We start from the raw sequence: 17,792 nt of genomic DNA, 5'->3' as shown, positions 1-17,792 counted from the left end.
GACAAAAAGATATGATCCAGCATGGCAAAACCCTCATGATTCAGATGTTTTAGCCGCCGGCCACTTCGAGGGTCTGGGCATTGATCCAGGCGCCCTCCTCTGACAGCAACATTGCAGCACCGGATACGGCGATGGCCCGAGTCAACATGGCGATCCAGTGGATCCGCCGTGACTTCGCTGAGCCGATTGGGGTAGAGCGCCTGGCGCAACGAGCATCAATGATGCATCTCGGCGTTTCATCGCCACTTCAAGGCAGTCACCAACCTGAGTCCTTTGCAGTATCAAAAACGGGTTCGCCTGCTCCTGGCTAGAACACTGATGGTGGCCCACGCCAAGAGCGTGATGGCGGCGGCCTTCGAAGTCGGCTATGAAAGTGCGACACAATTCAGCAGGGATTATTCACGGGTGTTTGGACTGCCTCCTGCACAAGATACGGGGAGGTTCCTCGGGAAACGATCGCCACCAGACGCTAATCAGTTGGAGGGTTAGATAACGGGCTAGAAGAGAGCAGCGAGCGTTGGAAGTTATCCATAATTTTCATTCCGCCTGCGTAACCATAAGTCTCTTTAAATGCACTACGAGTTCAACCAGAATCCTTCAGGTCGATCACATCAGGATCCATCATGCCTGCAACCACAACCGTTACCGCCGCTGAAAACCGACAAAGCATACTCATCGTCGTAGGTTCGGTGTTCCTGTTGTCGGTGTCAGACGCTCTTATCAAGGCCACCAGCGCCGAGACATCGATGTGGCAGCTCTACGTGATTCGTTCGCTACTGGCCATTGGCATGCTCGTCGCCTTGTTGATGTACCGCCGCGGCACAATGCAGCAACGGCCGCTTTCCCCTTTGTGGATAGGCGCAAGAAGCCTGCTGCTTGCCTTGATGTGGATCGCCTTTTACAGCGCACTGCCCTTCATCAGCCTGACCATAGCCGCATTGGCAATCTATACGACACCTTTGTTTATCGCTTTATTCTCGGCAGTCACCCTGGACGAGCATGTCACACCGCGCAAATGGGTGGCCATTCTGGTGGGGTTTGCCGGGGTGCTGGTCACGCTCGCGCCCAGTCAGGCTGACTTCAACTTATGGACACTGCTACCCGTGCTCGCTGCGATTTTCTATGCCCTCGCAGCGGTCGTGACCAAGGGCAAGTGCGCCAATGAGGCGCCCACGCACCTGGCCCTGGCGCTGAACATCGTCCTGTTGTTGATTGGGGTGGTCGGCAGCATTGTCGTCGCACAGACTGGCCCTCACCTGCCGGCCAACGAGGGCCTGCGGTTTCTGGTGGGCGGCTGGTCGCCCATGGCGATCAGCGACTGGGGCGTGATGGTGGTGCTGGCGATTCTGATGGTACTGGTCAGTACCGGCATCGCCCGGGCCTATCAAATCGGCGAGACCTCGATCATCGGCGCATTCGATTACACCTACCTGATCTTCGCGATTGCCTGGGGGGCGTTGCTGTTCAATGAAGTGCTCAATGGCCGGACTGCGGTCGGTCTGGCCCTTATCCTGATTTCAGGCTTCATCCTGCTGAAAACGCCCACTGCTGCGCGCTGAACGCTTCACATGCACAGGCCTTAACAAGGAGCTGTTTATGCTGGCAGTCGCATTACCCGCTGCGGACATACTGATAAATCTCGTTTACTCATGAAGACGCAAAGCACGCCAACGCACCTGGCCCCTGGTAAAGGACTGACCATCAGGCACTCTGGTGCTATCAAACCTGAGGGTAGCGTTTAAACAGCTCGGTGGCTTCCCAGTGTGCCGCATGTGCCTGCAACGCTGGGAAAGCAACCGCCCTGACCACATCAGCGACCATCAACTGTATGAACGACCAGGCGACGGCGCTGGTGATGTCAACCTGATCCGGCCGATCTGACGCAACCGATTGCCGTCCCGACAGTTGCGTATCCCATGCGCGACAAGCCGCCAACAACTGCCCGGTTACCCGCTCCAGCCAGGGCTGGTGGCGTTTTTCCTCTGGTCGCAGCCGGTATTCATAGACAATCTGCACCGCCTTTTCGCAGGCAGCCAATGCCAGCCCCAAGGTCCGCAGCGAATCAGCCAGAGGCACGGCTTGGTGTGGCATCAATTTTCGCTCAGCCGGGCTCAGCGCCTCGAAGTAGTCGATGATCAGCGTCGAATCCATCAACACGCTGCCGTTATCCAGCACCAAACTAGGTGCCTTCACCACTGGGTTGATCGCAGCGAATGCTTCGAAGTCGCTGAATACCGAAAGTGCGGCGTGCTCGAACGAGACCCCCATCGCCTCCAGCGAAATAGCCACCCGTCGAACATAGGGGGAATCCAGCATGCCTATCAATTTCATCAGGTGATCTCCCTTTGTAATGGGGTCAATACTATTACCGTGCTCGCCCCTTGCACAGACTCACATCGCCCGTCACTCGAACTGCTGACGATTCTCCGGAGTAATCAACTGGAACGGCACCCAGATGATCGGTGTATCCAGCTTTTCGCCACGCGCCAGGCGGACAGCCGCATCAACCGCGCCACTCGCCTGCCCCACGGCATCCTGGAACACACTGACAGCCATCTTTCCATCCGCCATGAGCTTGAGCCCATCCGACGTGCCGTCGATGCCGCCTACCCAGTAATCCTTGGCCTGCTTACCGGCCTTCTCCAGGCCCATGATCGCGCCGATCGCCATTTCGTCGTTATTGGCCGCGACAATCGAAAAATCGACGCCCTGCTTCACCCAGTCCATGACCACTGTGGCGGCCTGGCTACGCTCCCAGTTGGCGACTTTTTTCTGCACGACTTTCATGTCCGGGTACTTGGCGACGACTTTTTCAACGTCCTCGGTGCGCATCAATGAGGACGCATTGGCGGGGTCGCCGACCAGAATCACCACGTTGCCCTTGTAGCCGGCCCGGCGTGCCAGCTCTTCCATCTGCAACGTGCCTGACTCCAGTTCATTGGAGCCGACAAACGCAGCGCGCGCAGTGAGCTTTTCGGGCGAGGGATTGCGGTTGACGAAGACCAGGGGAATATTCGCTTCGCTGGCCAACTGCATCATCTGCGGCGTGCTTTTGCCGTCGACCACGGCCACGATGATCGCGTCGACTTTGGAATGGATCAGATTGCGAAACTGCCGCAGCTGCAATTCGGAATTGTCCTGCCCATTCTCCATGAAAATATCGATATCCATCGCCGCCGACTTTTGCTGCACGCCATTGCGCAGCAACGCCTGGAAATTATCGTCGTATTTGGCCATGGCCACGCCCACCAGCGGCGTAGCGGCCTGGGCCAGGCCTGTGGTTAACAGCGCCGACCCCAGGAAACATCTGAACCATGCTTTCATTTTCTAGCTCCCGAGGATCAAACGCTGAATTGATGAAGCAGTTCACGCTGCACTTTGGCCATGGCCGACAAACGTTGACTGCTGCTGGCCGATTGCTCGGCACCTTCGGCCGTCTGCTGCGCCGAATCATTGATCTGGATGACCATCCGGCTGGTTTCCGCCACGGTGGCGCTCTGCTGCTCGGTGGCCGCAGCAATCTGGATGTTCATGTCGCGAATCGTGCCGACCGCCTCGCTCATCGAGTGCAGCAATTCACCGGCTCCCGAGGCCAGCGTCACGCATTGGCCCGACTGCACCTGGCTCTCGTTCATCACCTGGACCACGGAATGAATTTTTTCCTGCATTCGTCCGATCATTTCCTGGATTTCGCTGGTAGAGGTCTGGGTACGACTTGCCAGGGAGCGCACTTCATCTGCGACAACGGCAAAACCTCGACCTTGTTCGCCCGCCCGCGCGGCTTCGATAGCCGCGTTGAGTGCGAGCAAGTTGGTCTGTTCGGCGATGGTACGAATGGCAACCACAATGCCTTCGATATTGTGGCCGTACTTCTGCAGTTCGTCGGTAACCTCGGTGGCTTTGTTTACCTGCTCGGCCTGAAGGCGAATGTTGACGATGGTCTCGGCCACACGCTCCTGCACTTGATCGGTGAGGTCACTGGTGTCGTCCACCGCCTTGCGGGTGTCTTGCGCGCGCCGTGCGACTTCTTCCACGGTACTTTCCATCTCAGTCATGGCCGAGGCCGCCGACTGCAACCTGTCTTTTTGCTCATCCACCACGCGCGTGGTCTGCTCGCTGCTCAAGGCGTTGTTGTCCGCCGTGGTCGCCAGGGCATCGGCGGAGCTGATCAGCTCACGGAAGGTTTTGCGCAGGGCAATGGTCAGTTCATTCAGGTAACCGCCCAGCTCCCCGAACTCGTCCTTGCGCGAGACATCGAAACTGACGCGCATATCGCCGGCCGTCAGTTGCTTGAGCACCTCGCGAAACGCCGCCAGGGGACGACGCAGGCTGAAGGCGACCCAAATGCCGATCAGCACAGCGGCCAGCACAGCCAGAACACAGGCGATCAGCACCAGGCTGCGGCTGGTGCCGATGGTGGCGTTGGCATCGTCCCGGGCGTGATTGGCGACCTCAAGGGCCTGGCTGCCAAATTCGCCAATCTTGCCCAGGGTGGATTGCAGGGCGACTTCTACCGCCGTGCGTTGCTGCACAACCTGCGCACTCAATTTTGCCTCGGCGAGGTAGGCATGGAACACGCCGTCGGCGCCGGTCAGATCGGTGAGTAGACGATTGACCATCACGGCGGCAATCCGCCCGCCTCTGGGGTCAACGGCCAACAGCGCCTGAAGGCGCGTGCTGATGACCTCGTCCTGCAGGTTCAGCACGCGTTGCAAGGTGTCGATGGCTGGCGTCGCCGCATGCGCGGCCAGCCCGTCATAGGATTTGTTGACTTCCAACAGCAGTTTTTCAGCCGTCGCCACCTGTTGTGCGTCGCCGGCACTGCGGGCCCGAGCAATGTAATCGCGCAGGTAACCCGCCAACTGCGAACCCTGGGCACTGCTGTAACCTTGCAGCACTCGCGTCAACGCGAGTTGCTGCACATGCTCACGGTGCGAGGCCATCAGGGTTTGCGCCTGGTCGGCGTAGGCCGTCACTAACTGGCGCTGCTGGGCGAGGCCAGCCTTCAGCTCGTCGCGGTCGACCACATAGACCGCCGTGCTGTCGAGCAAGCGATTGAACTGGGTAATGCTGTCGGTGAACGCTTGCTTGCCGGCGTCGATCTGTTTGACATCGGTGCTGATCAACATGGCCAGCAACGCCTGGTTGGCGCGCAGGATATGCACGTACAACTCACTGGCCGCGCGACTCAATGGTGCCGATTGGCTTGTGATGATGCCCAGACGCTCGCTTATAGAATGCGTGCTTTGATAGCTGACCCCTGCCATGGTCAGCAGCAACAGCACAAGCACCGCAAAGCCCCCGATAACCCGCTGTAAAATGGTCATGGTTAACCCCGTTAGGTTTTTATTGTTGTGGAGCTGGTTTGAAGCGTCGGCGTACTTCGAGGGAGACTGCTCGGAACGCTGATGATTGCATCGGCCGCGCAGTCGGAAACTTGAAGGGAGAAAGCGACTGGCGCAGGTTTTAAGATCGACTCAGCGCGAATAAACCGCTGCAATACGGGAGTGATGACCGAGGCGCACTCCCGACAGCCTGCCGGTCGTGCCTCGCGTCAGCACTGTTCATGCACCAACAGTGCTTGGACAGCTTGTACTGAATCAACACACGCCAATCTCCAGGCACGCTACCTATCCATTTGAAATACAAACATTTATCCCTCTGGCATGGCGCATGCAATCACTTGTGCTCCTAACCCGAAGGATGCATCCATGCCCCAGACATTGCCCCAGGAGCTGTTGCGTCAAGCCCACATCCGCGGGTCGGCGATCGCTTTGCGCTACAAGCGCCTGGGCATCTGGCATGAGCGCAGCTGGAGCGAGGTGGCTGGCGAGGTCAGCCAGCTCGCCGCTGCCTTGCATCAGCGCAGCTTGGGGCGTGACGATGACCTGTTGATCATCAGCCAGGCGCGTCCCGAAGCGTTGTTGCTGGCGCTGGCGGCGCAATGGTTGGGCGCCAGCGTCACACTGCTCGACCCGGAACGCGACAACCAGGCGTTATTGGACGTGCTGCGGCCGCGCTTCGTGATCGTGCAAGACCTGGACACGTTGCAACAACTGCGTGAGCGCGACGTGGTGGTGTTCCTCGACGGGCGTGGCCTGAGCCAGTACCCGGACGCCGGCTTGATCGACTATGCCGACTTGCGTACCGATGCCTCGCCCCCCGCCCACACGCCGCAACCCGACGCCACGGCCTTCGTCTTTCATGCCGAGACCACCCTGCGCCTGACCCATGCGCAGTTGCTCGCGGGCGGCCGTGCGCTGGTCGACCGGGAACACCTCGGCGCCGACGACGAGGCCCTGGCCGCACGGGTGTTTGCCGCCAGCGGGCAAGCACGCTACCTGCTTGCGCCCTGGCTGCATGCCGGCTTTGGGCTGAACTTTCCGGAGGCCCTGGCCACCCGCGACACCGATCGACGCGAACTGGGCCCGACCCTGGTGCTGGGCACCCGCGAATCCTATGCACGCCTGGAGCAGTGGGTGCGTGAACGCCTGCCGCTGCCGGGGACGTTCAGTCATCGCGTGTACCGCTGGGGCATGCAGTCGAGCCGATCCCCCCTACGCCGCTGGCTGGGGCACTGGCTGGTCCGTCGGCCGTTGCTGGATGTACTGGGGATGAGCCGCCTGCGCGTGCCCTTGTTGGTCGGGCCAGCGCTGAATCCAGACAGTGCGGCGTTCTTCGGTGCCCTGGGCATCTGTCCCGGCCATTGGCAAGAACCCGCTTCCCGCCACGAACCCAGCGACCACTTGCTGCCTCAATTTGCCTGACGAGCCTTCCATGCACACACCCACTGAAGCGGTATTACTGCGGCTCGATGACATCTCCCTGTCGTTCAAAGGCATCAAGGCCATCACCTCCATCAGCTTCGAGGTCAAGACCGGGGACATCTGCGGCCTGATCGGCCCTAACGGCGCGGGTAAAAGCTCGTTGTTGAATGTAATCAACGGGGTCTACCACCCCCAAAGCGGCAGCATCCAGTACGCAGGCCAGACCCGCCGACGCATGCGCGCGCACCAGGCAGCCGAAGGCGGGATTGCGCGGACCTTCCAGAATATCGCGCTGTTCAAGGGCATGAGCGTGCTCGATAACGTACTCACCGGGCGCAACCTCAAGCGCCGCAGCAGTTGGCTCGAGCAAATGCTGCGCCTGGGCCGGGCACCGCGTGAGGACGACGCGCACCGCCTGCAGGCCGAACAGGTGATTGCCTTTCTGCAGATCCATCCCTGGCGCCATGTGCTGGTCGGCACCCTGCCCTATGGCCTGCAAAAACGTGTCGAACTGGCCCGCGCCCTGGCGGCCGAACCCACCCTGCTGTTGCTGGATGAACCCATGGCCGGCATGAACGCCCAGGAGAAGGCGCAGATGAGCCAGTTCATCCGCGACATCAACCGCGAGTTCGGCACCACCGTGGTGTTGATCGAACACGACATCGGCGTGGTCATGGGCCTGTGCGACCACGTGGTAGTGCTCGACTACGGCCGCAAGATCGGCGACGGCACCCCGCAACAAGTGCGCGCCAACCCCGATGTGATCGCCGCCTACCTGGGTACCTGAGCATGGAATTTTTCTTCGAAGTGCTGATCGGCGGGCTGCTGGCAGGTGTGATGTATGCCCTGGTGGCGATTGGTTTCGTGCTGATCTACAAGGCCTCCGGCGTGTTCAATTTTGCCCAGGGCGCCATGGTGCTGTTTGCCGCACTGACGTTTGTCAGCCTGTTGGAACGCGGCTTTCCGTTCGCCTGGGCGTTCCTGGTCACCCTGGCGAGCATGGTGGTGCTGGCGCTGCTGATTGAAAAAGTCGTGCTGCGCCCGTTGGTCAACCGGCCACCGATCATCCTGTTCATGGCCACCCTTGGGCTCTCCTACATGATCGAAGGGTTTGCGCAGTTCCTGTGGGGCGCACAGGTGCACGGGCTGGACCTGGGCATCGCCGACGAACCGCTGGAAATCCGCGGCATGCTGCTCTCGCAATTCGACCTGTTTGCCGCCGGCACCGCAGCCGTGCTGGTGATCGTCCTGTCGCTGCTGTTCAACAAGACGCGGGTGGGCCTGTCGTTGCGCGCGGTGGCCGACGACCCGCTGGCGTCCATGGCCATCGGTATCCGCCTGCCTCGCATCTGGGCTTTGGTGTGGGCGGCGGCAGGGTGTGTCGGCCTGGTGGCCGGGTTGCTCTGGGGCGCCCGCCTGGGCGTGCAGTTCTCGCTTTCGCTGGTGGTGCTCAAGGCGCTGCCGGTGCTGATCATCGGCGGGTTCTCGTCCATCAGCGGCGCGATTGTCGGCGGCTTGATCATCGGCGCGGCAGAGAAAGTTGCCGAGATCTACCTCGGCCCGCTCATCGGCAGCGGCATTGAAAACTGGGTGCCGTACGTCCTGGCGTTGCTGTTCCTGCTGGTGCGGCCTGCCGGGCTGTTCGGCGAGCGCGCCATCGAACGGGTTTGATTGTCCCTGAGGAACTCCCTGCATGCTGTATCAAGAAGCCGGTCAAATCAGCACCTCCTACGCGGCCGAGCGCCGCACCTTTCGCCTGCGCCAGGACCGCGTCGCGCTGTGGCTGCTGCTGGGCGTGGCGTTTTTTGCGGTGCCTTGGCTGGGCAATGACTACTGGTTCAGCGCAATCCTGGTGCCGCTGCTGGTGCTGTCGCTGGCCGGGCTCGGGCTCAACCTGCTGACGGGCTACGCCGGGCAACTCTCACTGGGCTCGGCGGCGTTCATGGCCGTGGGCGCGTTTGCCGCCTACAACCTGCATTTACGCGTACCCGGTCTGCCGCTGCTGGTGAGCTTTGCCCTGGGCGGCGTGATTGCCGCCGGGGTGGCGGTGTTCTTCGGGTTGCCGAGCCTGCGCATCAAGGGGTTCTACCTGCTGGTGGCGACCCTCGCCGCGCAATTCGTGGTGGAGTGGGTACTCACCCGCTTCAGCTGGTTTACCAACGACAACGCGTCCGGCGTGATCACCTCCCCGCCGCTGCTGATTGCCGGACTGGATTTCAGCTCCCCGCGCGGCCGCTACGTGCTGACGCTGGCCGTGGTGGTGGCGCTGTTCTGGCTGGGTAAAAACCTGGTGCGCAGCGAACTGGGGCGTAACTGGATGGCGGTGCGCGACATGGACACCGCCGCTGCCGTGATCGGTATTGGGCTGTTGAAGGCCAAGCTGCTGGCGTTTGCAATCAGCGGCTTCTACCTGGGCGTCGCCGGGTCCCTGTGGGCCTTCGCCTACCTGGGCACGGTGGAACCTCACGGCTTTGACCTGAGCCGTTCGTTCCAGGTGCTGTTCATCATCATTATCGGCGGGCTGGGCAGCGTGCTCGGCAACATCCTCGGCGCCGCGTTCATCGTGTTATTCCCGATCCTGCTGGGCAACCTCTTCGCCCTGTTGCCCGCCGGGCTGATGGATGCGGGCCAGCTGGAGAACATCCAGAAGATGCTGTTTGGCGCGCTGATCATCGTTTTTCTGATCAAGGAACCGGAGGGGCTGGCCCGTCTGTGGCAGCGCTTTCGTCAACGGGCCAGGGTTTGGCCGCTGCGTTACTGAACTCAATAACCCCCCCAGGAATGACCTCCATGACACACCGCTTATCGCTGCGCCGCCTGGCCCTGTGCCTGGCCCTGATCACCACCGGGCTCACGGCCGGCGCCCAGGCCGCCAACGAACAATACTTCCCTTTGCAGAGCTACCGGGTCGGCCCTTACGCCGCTGGCGGCAGCGGTTTCTTCGGCGGTTTCATCGACTACCTGCAATACATCAATGCCAACGGCGGAGTGAACGGCGTCAAGCTGACCTGGAGCGAATGCGAGACCGAGTACGTGGTGGAAAAAGGCGTCGAATGCTATGAACGCCTCAAGGGCGGGCTCAACGGTGCGCCGGCCGCCGCCACCAACCCGCTGTCAGTGGGCATCGCCTACGCCACGCTGGAACGTTCAACGGCCGACAAGTTGCCGCTGATCACCATCAACCATGGCCGCACCGACTCCACCGACGGCAGCGTATTCCCTTACGTATTCCCGTTGCAGTTGAACCCGTATTCGGAAGTCTCGGCGATCATCAACTACATCGGCCAGCGCGAAGGCGGCGCCGACAAGCTCAAGGGCAAGAAAATCGCGGTGCTCTACCACGGCTCGCCCTACGGCAAGGAAACCAACGGCGTGCTCCAGACCCTGGCGAAAAACGCCGGCTTCGAACTGACCTTGCTGGAAGTGCCGCACCCCGGCAACGAGCAACAATCGCAGTGGCTGAACATCCGTCGCCTCAAGCCCGACTGGGTGATCCTGCGCGGCTGGGGCGTGATGAACCCGGTGGCGCTTAAATCCGCGCAGAAAGTCGGCTACCCGGCCGATCACATCATCGGCAATATCTGGAGCAACTCCGAAGAAGACGTGGTGCCGGCCGGTGCCGCCGCCAAGGGGTTTATCTCGATCACCACGCACCCGTCGGGCACTGACTTCCCGGTGCTGCAAGGCATCGCGCAAAGCGTGGTGAATGCCGGCAAGGGCAACCTGGCCGACCCCAAGCGATTTGGCACCGTGTATTACAACCTGGGCGTGGTCAACGGCATTCTCAACGTCGAAGCCCTGCGCCTGGCCCAGGAAAAATATGGTCAGAAGCCCCTCACGGGCGAGCAAGTGCGCTGGGGCTTCGAACACCTGAACCTGGACGACGCGCGCCTGCAAGCGCTGGGCGCCAAGGGCCTGGTGCAACCGCTGAAACTGTCCTGCGCCGACCACGAAGGCGGCGGCGCCGTGCGCTTCCAGCAATGGGACGGCCAGCGCTGGAACCTGATCAGCGACTGGGTACAAGCCGACCGCGCGCTGCTGCGACCGATCATCGAAGCCTCCGCGGCCGGTTACGCGAAAGAGAAAGGCATCACGCCGCGTGATTGCAGCCAGGAGCAGTGAGGCTTTTGCGATCCGGGCTGTCAGTGAGTTGTTCATCTGCATCGATAGGCATCGACAACCCGTAACTACCGCAAAGGCAGGTGACACAGCATTTCAAAAGGACTGTGCCACCGAGCGCCATTGCGTTCCCGCGCTACCCCGCAGGCATGCTTTGGAGGACGCCACTCACTTGAATCCAGACCTGCGAAGGCCTACCCTGCACGCGTGCAACACTCACCCAATGCGTCAGGAAGACCTTAAATGTGGGATGGCAGCGTTACCTTTGGCGACTCGTGGGCCGGCTACATCGGCCGTGCTGATCAAAACACCGCCCACTCCCATGTTGCCATTCAGCTGTGCATCGGTCTGGATCAACCCGTCACCCTGGAACTGCCCGGACAGTCGATCCGCGCAGCGGGTGTGATCATCGGCCCCAATGTCGAACACCGGGCCGTGGCCGACAGTCATCCAGTGGCGTTTGTGTATGTCAGCCCGGACTCGGCATTGGGCCGTGCGCTCAATGCATTGCTGCAAGACAATGGCATCGCCCTGGCCAGTGACGAATTACTGGAGTGCTTTCGCCGCGCCACATCCCTCCTGCAATTTGTCGACGCCCTCTCGCGTTTGCTCGCGATTACCACGCCGATCGACCATAGGCTGTACAAAGCCCTGAATATTCTGCGCCTGGACCGCGACGGTCCCGGTTGCGTCAGTCGCGCTGCCCATGCGGTGGGATTGTCCAGCCCACGCTTGCGCTGCGTCGCCACCCACCAGATGGGAGTGTCCCTTTCCCAGTGGATCATCTGGAACAAATTGGAACAGGCCTCCAAATCCCTGGCCGGCGGTTCGACGTTATCGGACGCCGCCGCCGAAGGTGGCTTCTCCGACCAGGCGCACCTGGCCCGCATCATGCGCCGTATGATCGGTATGACGCCGCGCACCGCCGCAGAGGTTTTGCGCAAGACAAGCGTTTCGTTCAAGACGCGCTGATATCAAAACGCCAATATCGATCGCATCTTATTCGCAAAAACGGTAAGCGCTGATCGTCTCCCTCCAGAGCAACTCAGCGGCACCGACCGTGAATAAAAAGTGTTCGCTCGGGGCACCCGTGCCTGCGATTCGGCGAATGGCCCCGTTAATTGTTTCGATGAGTCCGCAGGGAAGCGCAACTACATGTCAGCACAGCAAAAATTAACTGTCCTTCTGACGGGAGGCTCAGGCGTACTGGGTGAGTCACTGATCGACTGCCTGGCAGAAGACTTTGACCTGGTCTGCCTGGCGCGTAAAAGCCGCATTCGCGATCCCCGGGTGGAAGTGCTCACGGGCGATATCTGCAGCCCTCGCCTGGGGCTGGCCGCCGACGTTCATGCAGCGCTGCTTGAGCGTGTCGACTGGGTGATCCACGCCGCAGCGGTGACTCGCCTGGACGGCGATATCGATCAGATTTTTTCGGTGAACTATCTCGGCACCGAAAACGTAGTGGCCTTTGTGAAGCAAGCCAAGGTTCCGCTGTATCACATCAGCACCGCCTTCACCCATCCCTGCGACTATTATGAAGGCGTGCAAGCCGAAACCCCTTACGAAGTCGCCAAGCGCCAAGCCGAAACCCTGGTTCGCTCGGCCGGTATCGATGTGTCGATTTTTCGTCCATCTATCATCATCGGCGATGCGAAGACCGGGTTCATGCCCAACTTCCAGGGCTTCCATATGACCATGGGGCTGATGATGTCCGGCGTGCTGCCCATCGTGCCCTGCCCCTCTGCCGGCTATGTCGACCTGATCGCCCGTGATGTCGCGGCACAGGGCATTACCAACGCGCTGCGCCAGCGTTTGATCGGCGAAGACTATTTTCTTACCAGCGGTCCCCAGTCCCTTGATCTCGATGGTCTGCTGGACCTGATGTGCCAGTCCATGCAAGCCCAGGCGCAACCGTTCACACGACCACGATGCCTGGCGCCGGACATTTACGAACGGTTGATCCGCCCGGTATTTCTTCCAGCGCTGAGCGGCAATATCCAGGCCGCCCTGACCCGCGCCACGCAGCTTTGCCGCTATGCCTGCCTGCGCACGCCGCTGCCCACGTCCTTGCCGCAGTTACTCGGCGAAACGGCGTTCAGCCAGCGCGATGTCAGCCGTGAGTTACTGCTGTCGCTCAACCACCTGGCACCCAAGCTGGGAGCCTTGACGAGGATGCTCAAGCAGCCGGTATTACCGTCCACACAAGCGAGCGCGGCATGAACCCGCTTGTCCTCGAACCCGCCATCGATGCCGCACTGGTCGACCAGTATTTGCGCAAGCACGTCAACTCGGGCTACGCACGCCTCGCTTCGCTGATGAACCTGCCAATCGAGCAGTCCAGCCGTGGCGTCTACATCTATGACGACCAAGGCCGCCAGTACCTGGACGCCGGCGGATACGGCGTGTTTTTCCTGGGCCATGGCCATCCGGTGGTCGTGGAAGCGGTCGCCCGGCAACTGAAGAAAAATGCGCTGGCGAGCAAGCTATTGCTCAATCCGCAACAGGCTTTCGCCGCGCACGCACTGGCTGCACATTGCCCAGGCAATCTGGAGTATGTGTTCTTTTGCAACTCGGGCGCCGAGGCCACTGAAGCCGGTCTTAAACTCGCCCGCCTCAACGGCTGCCGCCGCACGTTGTCGACTCTCGGCGGCTTCCACGGCAAGACCCTCGGTGCCCTCGCCGTCACCGGCCGCGAAAGCTACCGCGAGCCGTTCAGTGGGTTGCTCAGCGACAGCGACTTTGTGCCGTTTGGCGACAGCGTGGCACTGGAGCAGCAACTGCGGACATCGTCGCAAAAGGCTTGCGTGATCCTCGAACCGATCCAGGCCGAAGCTGGGGTGGTCCTACCGCCACCGGGCTACCTCAGACGGGTACGCGAGCTGTGTAATCAATATGACGCCGTGCTGATTATCGATGAAATTCAGTCTGGCCTGGGCCGCACTGGCTACTGGTGGGGCTGCGACCATGAGCAGGTGGTGCCCGACATCATGCTGGTAGGTAAAAGCCTGTCGGGCGGCTGCGTACCGGTGAGTGCCATGGTTGCCAGCGCTACGATCTATGCGCCTTTCAACCGCAACCCCACGGTCCATACCTCGACCTTTGGCGCCAATCCGCTGGCGATGGCGGCGGTACAGGCCACGCTGCAGGTGATGGTGCAAGAAGACCTGGTAGCGCGTGCTCGGCTGCTCGGCCAGGACCTGCATGCCCGCTTCAGCGCGCTGTTGCAACAACGGGGCTGGGCCGAGCGCGTCGAGCTGCGCAGCGCGGGTTTACTGTTCGGCTTTGAATTTGCCGACGCCTCGATCGCAGCAAACATGGTCATGGCCCTTATCGAGCAACGAGTCATTGTGTGCCACTCGCTCAATGACCATCGGGTGCTGAGGCTCACGCCGTCGCCGTTGTTGAGCGCCGAGGATTGCAACTGGTTGCTCGAAGGCTTCGCGCAGGCGCTGGCCACCTCAATGCCATCCCTTTGAATGGAGTTTTTCCCCATGCAAGAAGTCAACGTGCAGGCCCATATTCCCCATGCCTGCGCTGATGAAGTATTTGCCGTGATCAGCGATTTCAGCAAGTACGTCGAGCTGTGTAAATCGGTGCGTAACATCACCGTCAACAAAGTCAGCGACCAGGTCTCGTTCACCTCCTGGGAGGTCAACTTCCACAGCGGCATCCTCAAGTGGCAGGAGCGCGACACGTTCAATGCCCAGACCCGGGAAATTCATTTCGAGCAAATGGCCGGCGATGTCGATCACTTCTCCGGCACCTGGCACGTTTTGCCGGACGGCAAAGACTCGATCATCACCTTTGAATCCCGCTTCGACCTGGGCCTTCCGATGCTCGCGGACATGCTCGACCCGGTGGCCACACAGGCCATTCGGGAAAACATCCACTCAATCATCACCGGCCTGTTTCCGGCGAGCTACTTGAAGGCGTGAACCATGTCACTGTCACTGCTGAACCGCTCGCGCGCCCTGCTTCAACGCTACGCCCCGGGTTTTGACGAGCGTCTGGCGGCGATCCCGGCCGGCCAGCGCGAAGCCCCCCAAAGCGACGTCATCGCCCTGTTCAAGCAACATGGCCCGGTGGGCCTGTTGGTCAACCGCGCAGCAGGCGGGCTGGGTGCGGACATCCTCGACGCAATGCATGTGCAGATCGCTATTGGCGCACGGTCACCCTCACTGGCGGTTGCCAGCACCATGCACCAGTTTTCCGTGGCGAGCCTGTTGGCACTCACACAAAACGGCGGCGGCGCCGAAGGCCTGTTGCTGGCCGCCGTCGCACAAAACCGCCTGCTGCTGTCGTCGGGGTTTGCCGAGGGCACTTCGGGCGCCGGAATCCTCGATTCGGCCATGCAGGCGGTGCACACCCCGGAAGGGGTATTGCTCAGCGGCAGCAAAAAACCCTGCTGCCTCGGGCAGTCGATGGACCTGCTCACTGCCAGCTACATCCGCCAAACCCCGGCGGGTGAAGAACTGATGGTCGCTTTGATTCCCGCCACTGCATCGGGCATCAGCCGCAGTGCCTTCTGGCAGAACAGCGCCCTGGCCGCTGCTGAAAGCATCGAAGTGCGCCTGAACGAAGTGCTGGTGCCTGAGCGCATGCTGTTTTCCGCCGGCTACACCCACCTGCTGGGTGACGTGCAGACCGTGGGGTTTATCTGGTTCGAACTGCTGATATGCGCGTCTTATGTAGGCGCCTGCGCGGGTCTGGTCGAGTCAGTGACCGACGCCGCACGCTGGACCGCGCATCACCGCGTGGACCTGGCAGCCGACCTGCAATTGGCGATCAGTGCGCTGGAAGGCGCAGCCCTGGATATCGAGCGCAACCCGCAGGACTTGCCGAACGTGCTGGCCCGCCTGCTGCTGGTGCGCTACGGCATCGAACAGCGGCTTGCCCAGCTCTCCGACCAGGCCCACGCCATGTTGGGCGGGATGGCGTTCATCACCAGCAACCAGAGTTCCAACGGCTTACTGGCCTGCCGCGGCCTGCAATTCCATCCCCCGGCAAAGATCTCGATGGCGACCAACCTCGACACCTACTTGACCGACTCAACTTTCAGCATGACCGGAGCGCACCCATGAACCTGCTCGGAAAAATCATCGTAATCACCGGCACTGCGCGCGGCCTGGGCTTGGCGACCGCCAGCAAGCTCAAGCAACAGGGCGCCACGGTGATTGGTCTAGACATCCTTACGCCGCAGGACGCCAGCTTGCTGGACGCGTTTTATCAAGTCGACCTGTGCGACCGTCACGCCCTGGCCGCCGCAATCAGAGCCATCAGCACCGATTTCGGTGACATCGACATTTTGGTCAATAACGCCGGCATCCTGACCCTGGAACGCGGCGAAACCGGCGTTACCGATGAAGTGACCCGCGCGGTCGATGTGAATTTGTTCGCGCCATGGCAATTGGTCTCGGGGTTCCTGCCGGGGTTGCTGCGCAAACGCGGCAAAGTGGTCAACGTGTCGTCACTGTTCGCGCTGGTGAACGCGCCCTACGTGGCCGCCTACGCTGCCAGCAAACGCGCATTGAGCGCTTATTCGGATGTGTTGCGTATGCAGTACCGCGGCGAACTCGACGTGGTCACGGTGTACCCGGGGTTCATTGACACTGCGATCCACTTGCCGGCCCAGCGTGTGGGTCTGTCGGTCAAGCGCCTGGTGACGTTCAAGTGGGGTGACAAGACCCTGCTGTCGCTGGAAGAAAAACTGGATGCGGCCGCCAACGGTCTGGTGCGCGCCTGCCAGAAAAATGGCCTGCGCAACCGTGGGCTGACGTTCATGGGCACGCTGGCCATGTACACCGCGCGCTGCATGCCAAGCGTGGTCGATGCCTTTATCGCCCTGCGCCTGCGCACGCTCACGCGTGGCGGCCACTTGGCACTCAAACCTGAACTGATCGAGTAAGCCGTCGCCAATGGCCAGCCACCCGCATCCCAAACCCCAGGTCCGCCTCGACCGTGCCTTGTTCAGGGTCCGATCAGCAGAGTCCTTGCTGATCATTGCCTACGCCTTGAGTCTCTACGTGTTACCTCTCGCGCTGTTTGTGTGGGTGGTGAGCACCTCCTCCGTTTTTTGGGTGCTGGTGTGCTCGCCGTTGGTGGTCTTGGCCGGATATGGGTTGTTTCTGCAAGCGATCCTTGGGCATGAAGGTTTCCACTTCAACTTGAGTGCGAACCCCTTGCACAGTTGCTACTTGGGCATTGCCACCAGTTCGTTGCTGCCAGGGTTCTGCGTGACCGGTTATTTCGTGGACCATTGGCAACATCATCGTTACAGCAACAGCGAGAAAGACCCGGACTACCGGCTCTTTTCGCGTTACCACACGCTGGCAAGCCGCATCATGCTGTCGCGCCTGGTCGCCACCCTGCGCTATCTGCAGGCCACCTGGCGCCTGGCCTTCGGCCCACTGAACACGCCCTCGCCACTGCCGCTGAGTGCGATTGAGGTGCAACGGCTGGCTCGCTGCAATATTGCCTGCCAGGCTGGATGGCTCAGCCTTTACGGGCTGGCTATATGGCGCATCGACGGGCTGCTTCTGGGGTTTTCCTTGAGCCTGGCGGTGGCGTTCCTGATCTCGGCGGTCAATGCCTATCAGGAACATGCTTTCGAAGCGGGCCATCAACAGCCGCCAGCGCGCTCACGCACCTCGCGCGTCAACACCTGGCTGCACGCCGGCTCGAATTTTCACCTGGAGCATCATTTTTATCCCGCAGTGCCGTGCTGGCGACTGCCCCAGGTACACCGCCACCTGTTGGACGCGGGGTGGTATGCAGGCCGGCAATACCTGCTTGAAAAGCGCTTCGTTCGGTCCTTCCGATACGCCTGCAGTCGCCACCCCTATCGTGGAAACACGCTGAACGACAAACACCCTTAAATTTCCCCATGGATTTTCCGCCTGAACCCTC

At 61.0% G+C, this 17,792-nt stretch carries 16 protein-coding genes and 2 pseudogenes; 14 read left to right on the top strand and 4 right to left on the bottom strand.

What is annotated here, in order from left to right; genetic code table 11:
• Nucleotides 1-110 precede the first annotated feature (110 nt).
• Nucleotides 111-489 (top strand): annotated as a pseudogene (locus C4J92_RS13085) (helix-turn-helix domain-containing protein); the annotation flags it as partial.
• Between the two features lie 134 nt (nucleotides 490-623).
• Nucleotides 624-1,559: a DMT family transporter gene (locus C4J92_RS13080; RefSeq protein WP_124404137.1), complete on the top strand. Its 936-nt coding sequence runs from the start codon at nucleotides 624-626 to the stop codon at nucleotides 1,557-1,559.
• A 160-nt stretch (nucleotides 1,560-1,719) separates the two neighbouring features.
• On the opposite strand, the gene C4J92_RS13075 is transcribed toward C4J92_RS13080, so the two are convergent.
• The 4 genes and pseudogenes from C4J92_RS13075 to C4J92_RS27470 all read right to left on the bottom strand — a co-directional run.
• Nucleotides 1,720-2,331 carry a glutathione S-transferase family protein gene (locus C4J92_RS13075; RefSeq protein WP_124404136.1) on the bottom strand — a complete coding sequence of 204 codons (612 nt, stop codon included), beginning with the start codon at nucleotides 2,329-2,331 and terminating at the stop codon, nucleotides 1,720-1,722.
• 72 nt (nucleotides 2,332-2,403) lie between these two features.
• Complete coding sequence (locus C4J92_RS13070; RefSeq protein WP_124404135.1) at nucleotides 2,404-3,324, bottom strand: substrate-binding domain-containing protein; 921 nt, start codon at nucleotides 3,322-3,324, stop codon at nucleotides 2,404-2,406.
• Nucleotides 3,325-3,341: 17 nt separating this feature from the next.
• Nucleotides 3,342-4,097, bottom strand: a complete 756-nt coding sequence (locus tag C4J92_RS27475; RefSeq protein ID WP_372237501.1) for a methyl-accepting chemotaxis protein — start codon at nucleotides 4,095-4,097, stop codon at nucleotides 3,342-3,344.
• A gap of 102 nt (nucleotides 4,098-4,199) precedes the next feature.
• Nucleotides 4,200-4,619, bottom strand: a pseudogene (locus C4J92_RS27470) (HAMP domain-containing protein); the annotation flags it as partial.
• Between the two features lie 1,092 nt (nucleotides 4,620-5,711).
• Between C4J92_RS27470 and C4J92_RS13060 the strand changes: the two are divergent.
• From C4J92_RS13060 to C4J92_RS13005, 12 genes are all read left to right on the top strand, one after another.
• Nucleotides 5,712-6,767 (top strand): AMP-binding protein, encoded by a 1,056-nt coding sequence (locus C4J92_RS13060; RefSeq protein WP_124404133.1) that lies wholly within the window; start codon nucleotides 5,712-5,714, stop codon nucleotides 6,765-6,767.
• A gap of 10 nt (nucleotides 6,768-6,777) precedes the next feature.
• On the top strand, nucleotides 6,778-7,554 hold the full coding sequence (locus C4J92_RS13055; protein ID WP_124404132.1) for an ABC transporter ATP-binding protein: 777 nt from the start codon (nucleotides 6,778-6,780) through the stop codon (nucleotides 7,552-7,554).
• A 2-nt stretch (nucleotides 7,555-7,556) separates the two neighbouring features.
• Nucleotides 7,557-8,438 carry a branched-chain amino acid ABC transporter permease gene (locus tag C4J92_RS13050; RefSeq protein ID WP_124404131.1) on the top strand — a complete coding sequence of 294 codons (882 nt, stop codon included), beginning with the start codon at nucleotides 7,557-7,559 and terminating at the stop codon, nucleotides 8,436-8,438.
• Between the two features lie 22 nt (nucleotides 8,439-8,460).
• The gene (locus C4J92_RS13045) at nucleotides 8,461-9,528 is read left to right on the top strand and encodes a branched-chain amino acid ABC transporter permease (RefSeq protein ID WP_124404130.1); all 1,068 of its coding nucleotides are present in this window, start codon (nucleotides 8,461-8,463) and stop codon (nucleotides 9,526-9,528) included.
• Between the two features lie 29 nt (nucleotides 9,529-9,557).
• A complete protein-coding gene (locus C4J92_RS13040; RefSeq protein WP_124370649.1) occupies nucleotides 9,558-10,889 on the top strand; it encodes an ABC transporter substrate-binding protein in 1,332 nt (443 codons plus the stop codon).
• Between the two features lie 240 nt (nucleotides 10,890-11,129).
• On the top strand, nucleotides 11,130-11,858 hold the full coding sequence (locus tag C4J92_RS13035; RefSeq protein ID WP_124404129.1) for an AraC family transcriptional regulator: 729 nt from the start codon (nucleotides 11,130-11,132) through the stop codon (nucleotides 11,856-11,858).
• 183 nt (nucleotides 11,859-12,041) lie between these two features.
• Complete coding sequence (locus tag C4J92_RS13030; protein ID WP_124404128.1) at nucleotides 12,042-13,106, top strand: SDR family oxidoreductase; 1,065 nt, start codon at nucleotides 12,042-12,044, stop codon at nucleotides 13,104-13,106.
• Nucleotides 13,103-14,362, top strand: coding sequence for an aspartate aminotransferase family protein (locus C4J92_RS13025; protein WP_124404127.1), 1,260 nt, complete (start codon nucleotides 13,103-13,105; stop codon nucleotides 14,360-14,362). The genes C4J92_RS13030 and C4J92_RS13025 overlap by 4 nt, the downstream gene beginning before the upstream one ends.
• A gap of 15 nt (nucleotides 14,363-14,377) precedes the next feature.
• Complete coding sequence (locus C4J92_RS13020) at nucleotides 14,378-14,821, top strand: type II toxin-antitoxin system RatA family toxin (protein ID WP_124404126.1); 444 nt, start codon at nucleotides 14,378-14,380, stop codon at nucleotides 14,819-14,821.
• 3 nt (nucleotides 14,822-14,824) lie between these two features.
• Nucleotides 14,825-15,967, top strand: a complete 1,143-nt coding sequence (locus C4J92_RS13015; protein WP_124404125.1) for an acyl-CoA/acyl-ACP dehydrogenase — start codon at nucleotides 14,825-14,827, stop codon at nucleotides 15,965-15,967.
• Complete coding sequence (locus tag C4J92_RS13010; protein ID WP_124404124.1) at nucleotides 15,964-16,791, top strand: SDR family oxidoreductase; 828 nt, start codon at nucleotides 15,964-15,966, stop codon at nucleotides 16,789-16,791. Before C4J92_RS13015 ends, C4J92_RS13010 begins: the two co-directional genes overlap by 4 nt.
• A gap of 85 nt (nucleotides 16,792-16,876) precedes the next feature.
• Nucleotides 16,877-17,761: a fatty acid desaturase gene (locus C4J92_RS13005; protein WP_256657481.1), complete on the top strand. Its 885-nt coding sequence runs from the start codon at nucleotides 16,877-16,879 to the stop codon at nucleotides 17,759-17,761.
• Nucleotides 17,762-17,792 lie beyond the last annotated feature (31 nt).

Source organism: Pseudomonas sp. R3-18-08 (assembly GCF_003852065.1).
Lineage (GTDB): Bacteria > Pseudomonadota > Gammaproteobacteria > Pseudomonadales > Pseudomonadaceae > Aquipseudomonas.
Note: the sequence above shows the minus strand (reverse complement) of the source record. Positions and strands in the feature narration are given on the sequence as shown.

What these genes read in the sequence shown, in the direction of transcription:
- C4J92_RS13060 (WP_124404133.1), top strand. Translation starts at nt 5,712, where the DNA reads ATGCCCCAGACATTGCCCCAGGAGCTGTTGCGTCAAGCCCACATCCGC.
- C4J92_RS13010 (WP_124404124.1), top strand. Translation starts at nt 15,964, where the DNA reads ATGAACCTGCTCGGAAAAATCATCGTAATCACCGGCACTGCGCGCGGC.
- C4J92_RS13070 (WP_124404135.1), bottom strand. Translation starts at nt 3,324, where the DNA reads ATGAAAGCATGGTTCAGATGTTTCCTGGGGTCGGCGCTGTTAACCACA.
- C4J92_RS13035 (WP_124404129.1), top strand. Translation starts at nt 11,130, where the DNA reads ATGTGGGATGGCAGCGTTACCTTTGGCGACTCGTGGGCCGGCTACATC.
- C4J92_RS13020 (WP_124404126.1), top strand. Translation starts at nt 14,378, where the DNA reads ATGCAAGAAGTCAACGTGCAGGCCCATATTCCCCATGCCTGCGCTGAT.
- C4J92_RS13045 (WP_124404130.1), top strand. Translation starts at nt 8,461, where the DNA reads ATGCTGTATCAAGAAGCCGGTCAAATCAGCACCTCCTACGCGGCCGAG.
- C4J92_RS13080 (WP_124404137.1), top strand. Translation starts at nt 624, where the DNA reads ATGCCTGCAACCACAACCGTTACCGCCGCTGAAAACCGACAAAGCATA.
- C4J92_RS13050 (WP_124404131.1), top strand. Translation starts at nt 7,557, where the DNA reads ATGGAATTTTTCTTCGAAGTGCTGATCGGCGGGCTGCTGGCAGGTGTG.
- C4J92_RS13015 (WP_124404125.1), top strand. Translation starts at nt 14,825, where the DNA reads ATGTCACTGTCACTGCTGAACCGCTCGCGCGCCCTGCTTCAACGCTAC.
- C4J92_RS13055 (WP_124404132.1), top strand. Translation starts at nt 6,778, where the DNA reads ATGCACACACCCACTGAAGCGGTATTACTGCGGCTCGATGACATCTCC.
- C4J92_RS13030 (WP_124404128.1), top strand. Translation starts at nt 12,042, where the DNA reads ATGTCAGCACAGCAAAAATTAACTGTCCTTCTGACGGGAGGCTCAGGC.
- C4J92_RS13075 (WP_124404136.1), bottom strand. Translation starts at nt 2,331, where the DNA reads ATGAAATTGATAGGCATGCTGGATTCCCCCTATGTTCGACGGGTGGCT.
- C4J92_RS13025 (WP_124404127.1), top strand. Translation starts at nt 13,103, where the DNA reads ATGAACCCGCTTGTCCTCGAACCCGCCATCGATGCCGCACTGGTCGAC.
- C4J92_RS13040 (WP_124370649.1), top strand. Translation starts at nt 9,558, where the DNA reads ATGACACACCGCTTATCGCTGCGCCGCCTGGCCCTGTGCCTGGCCCTG.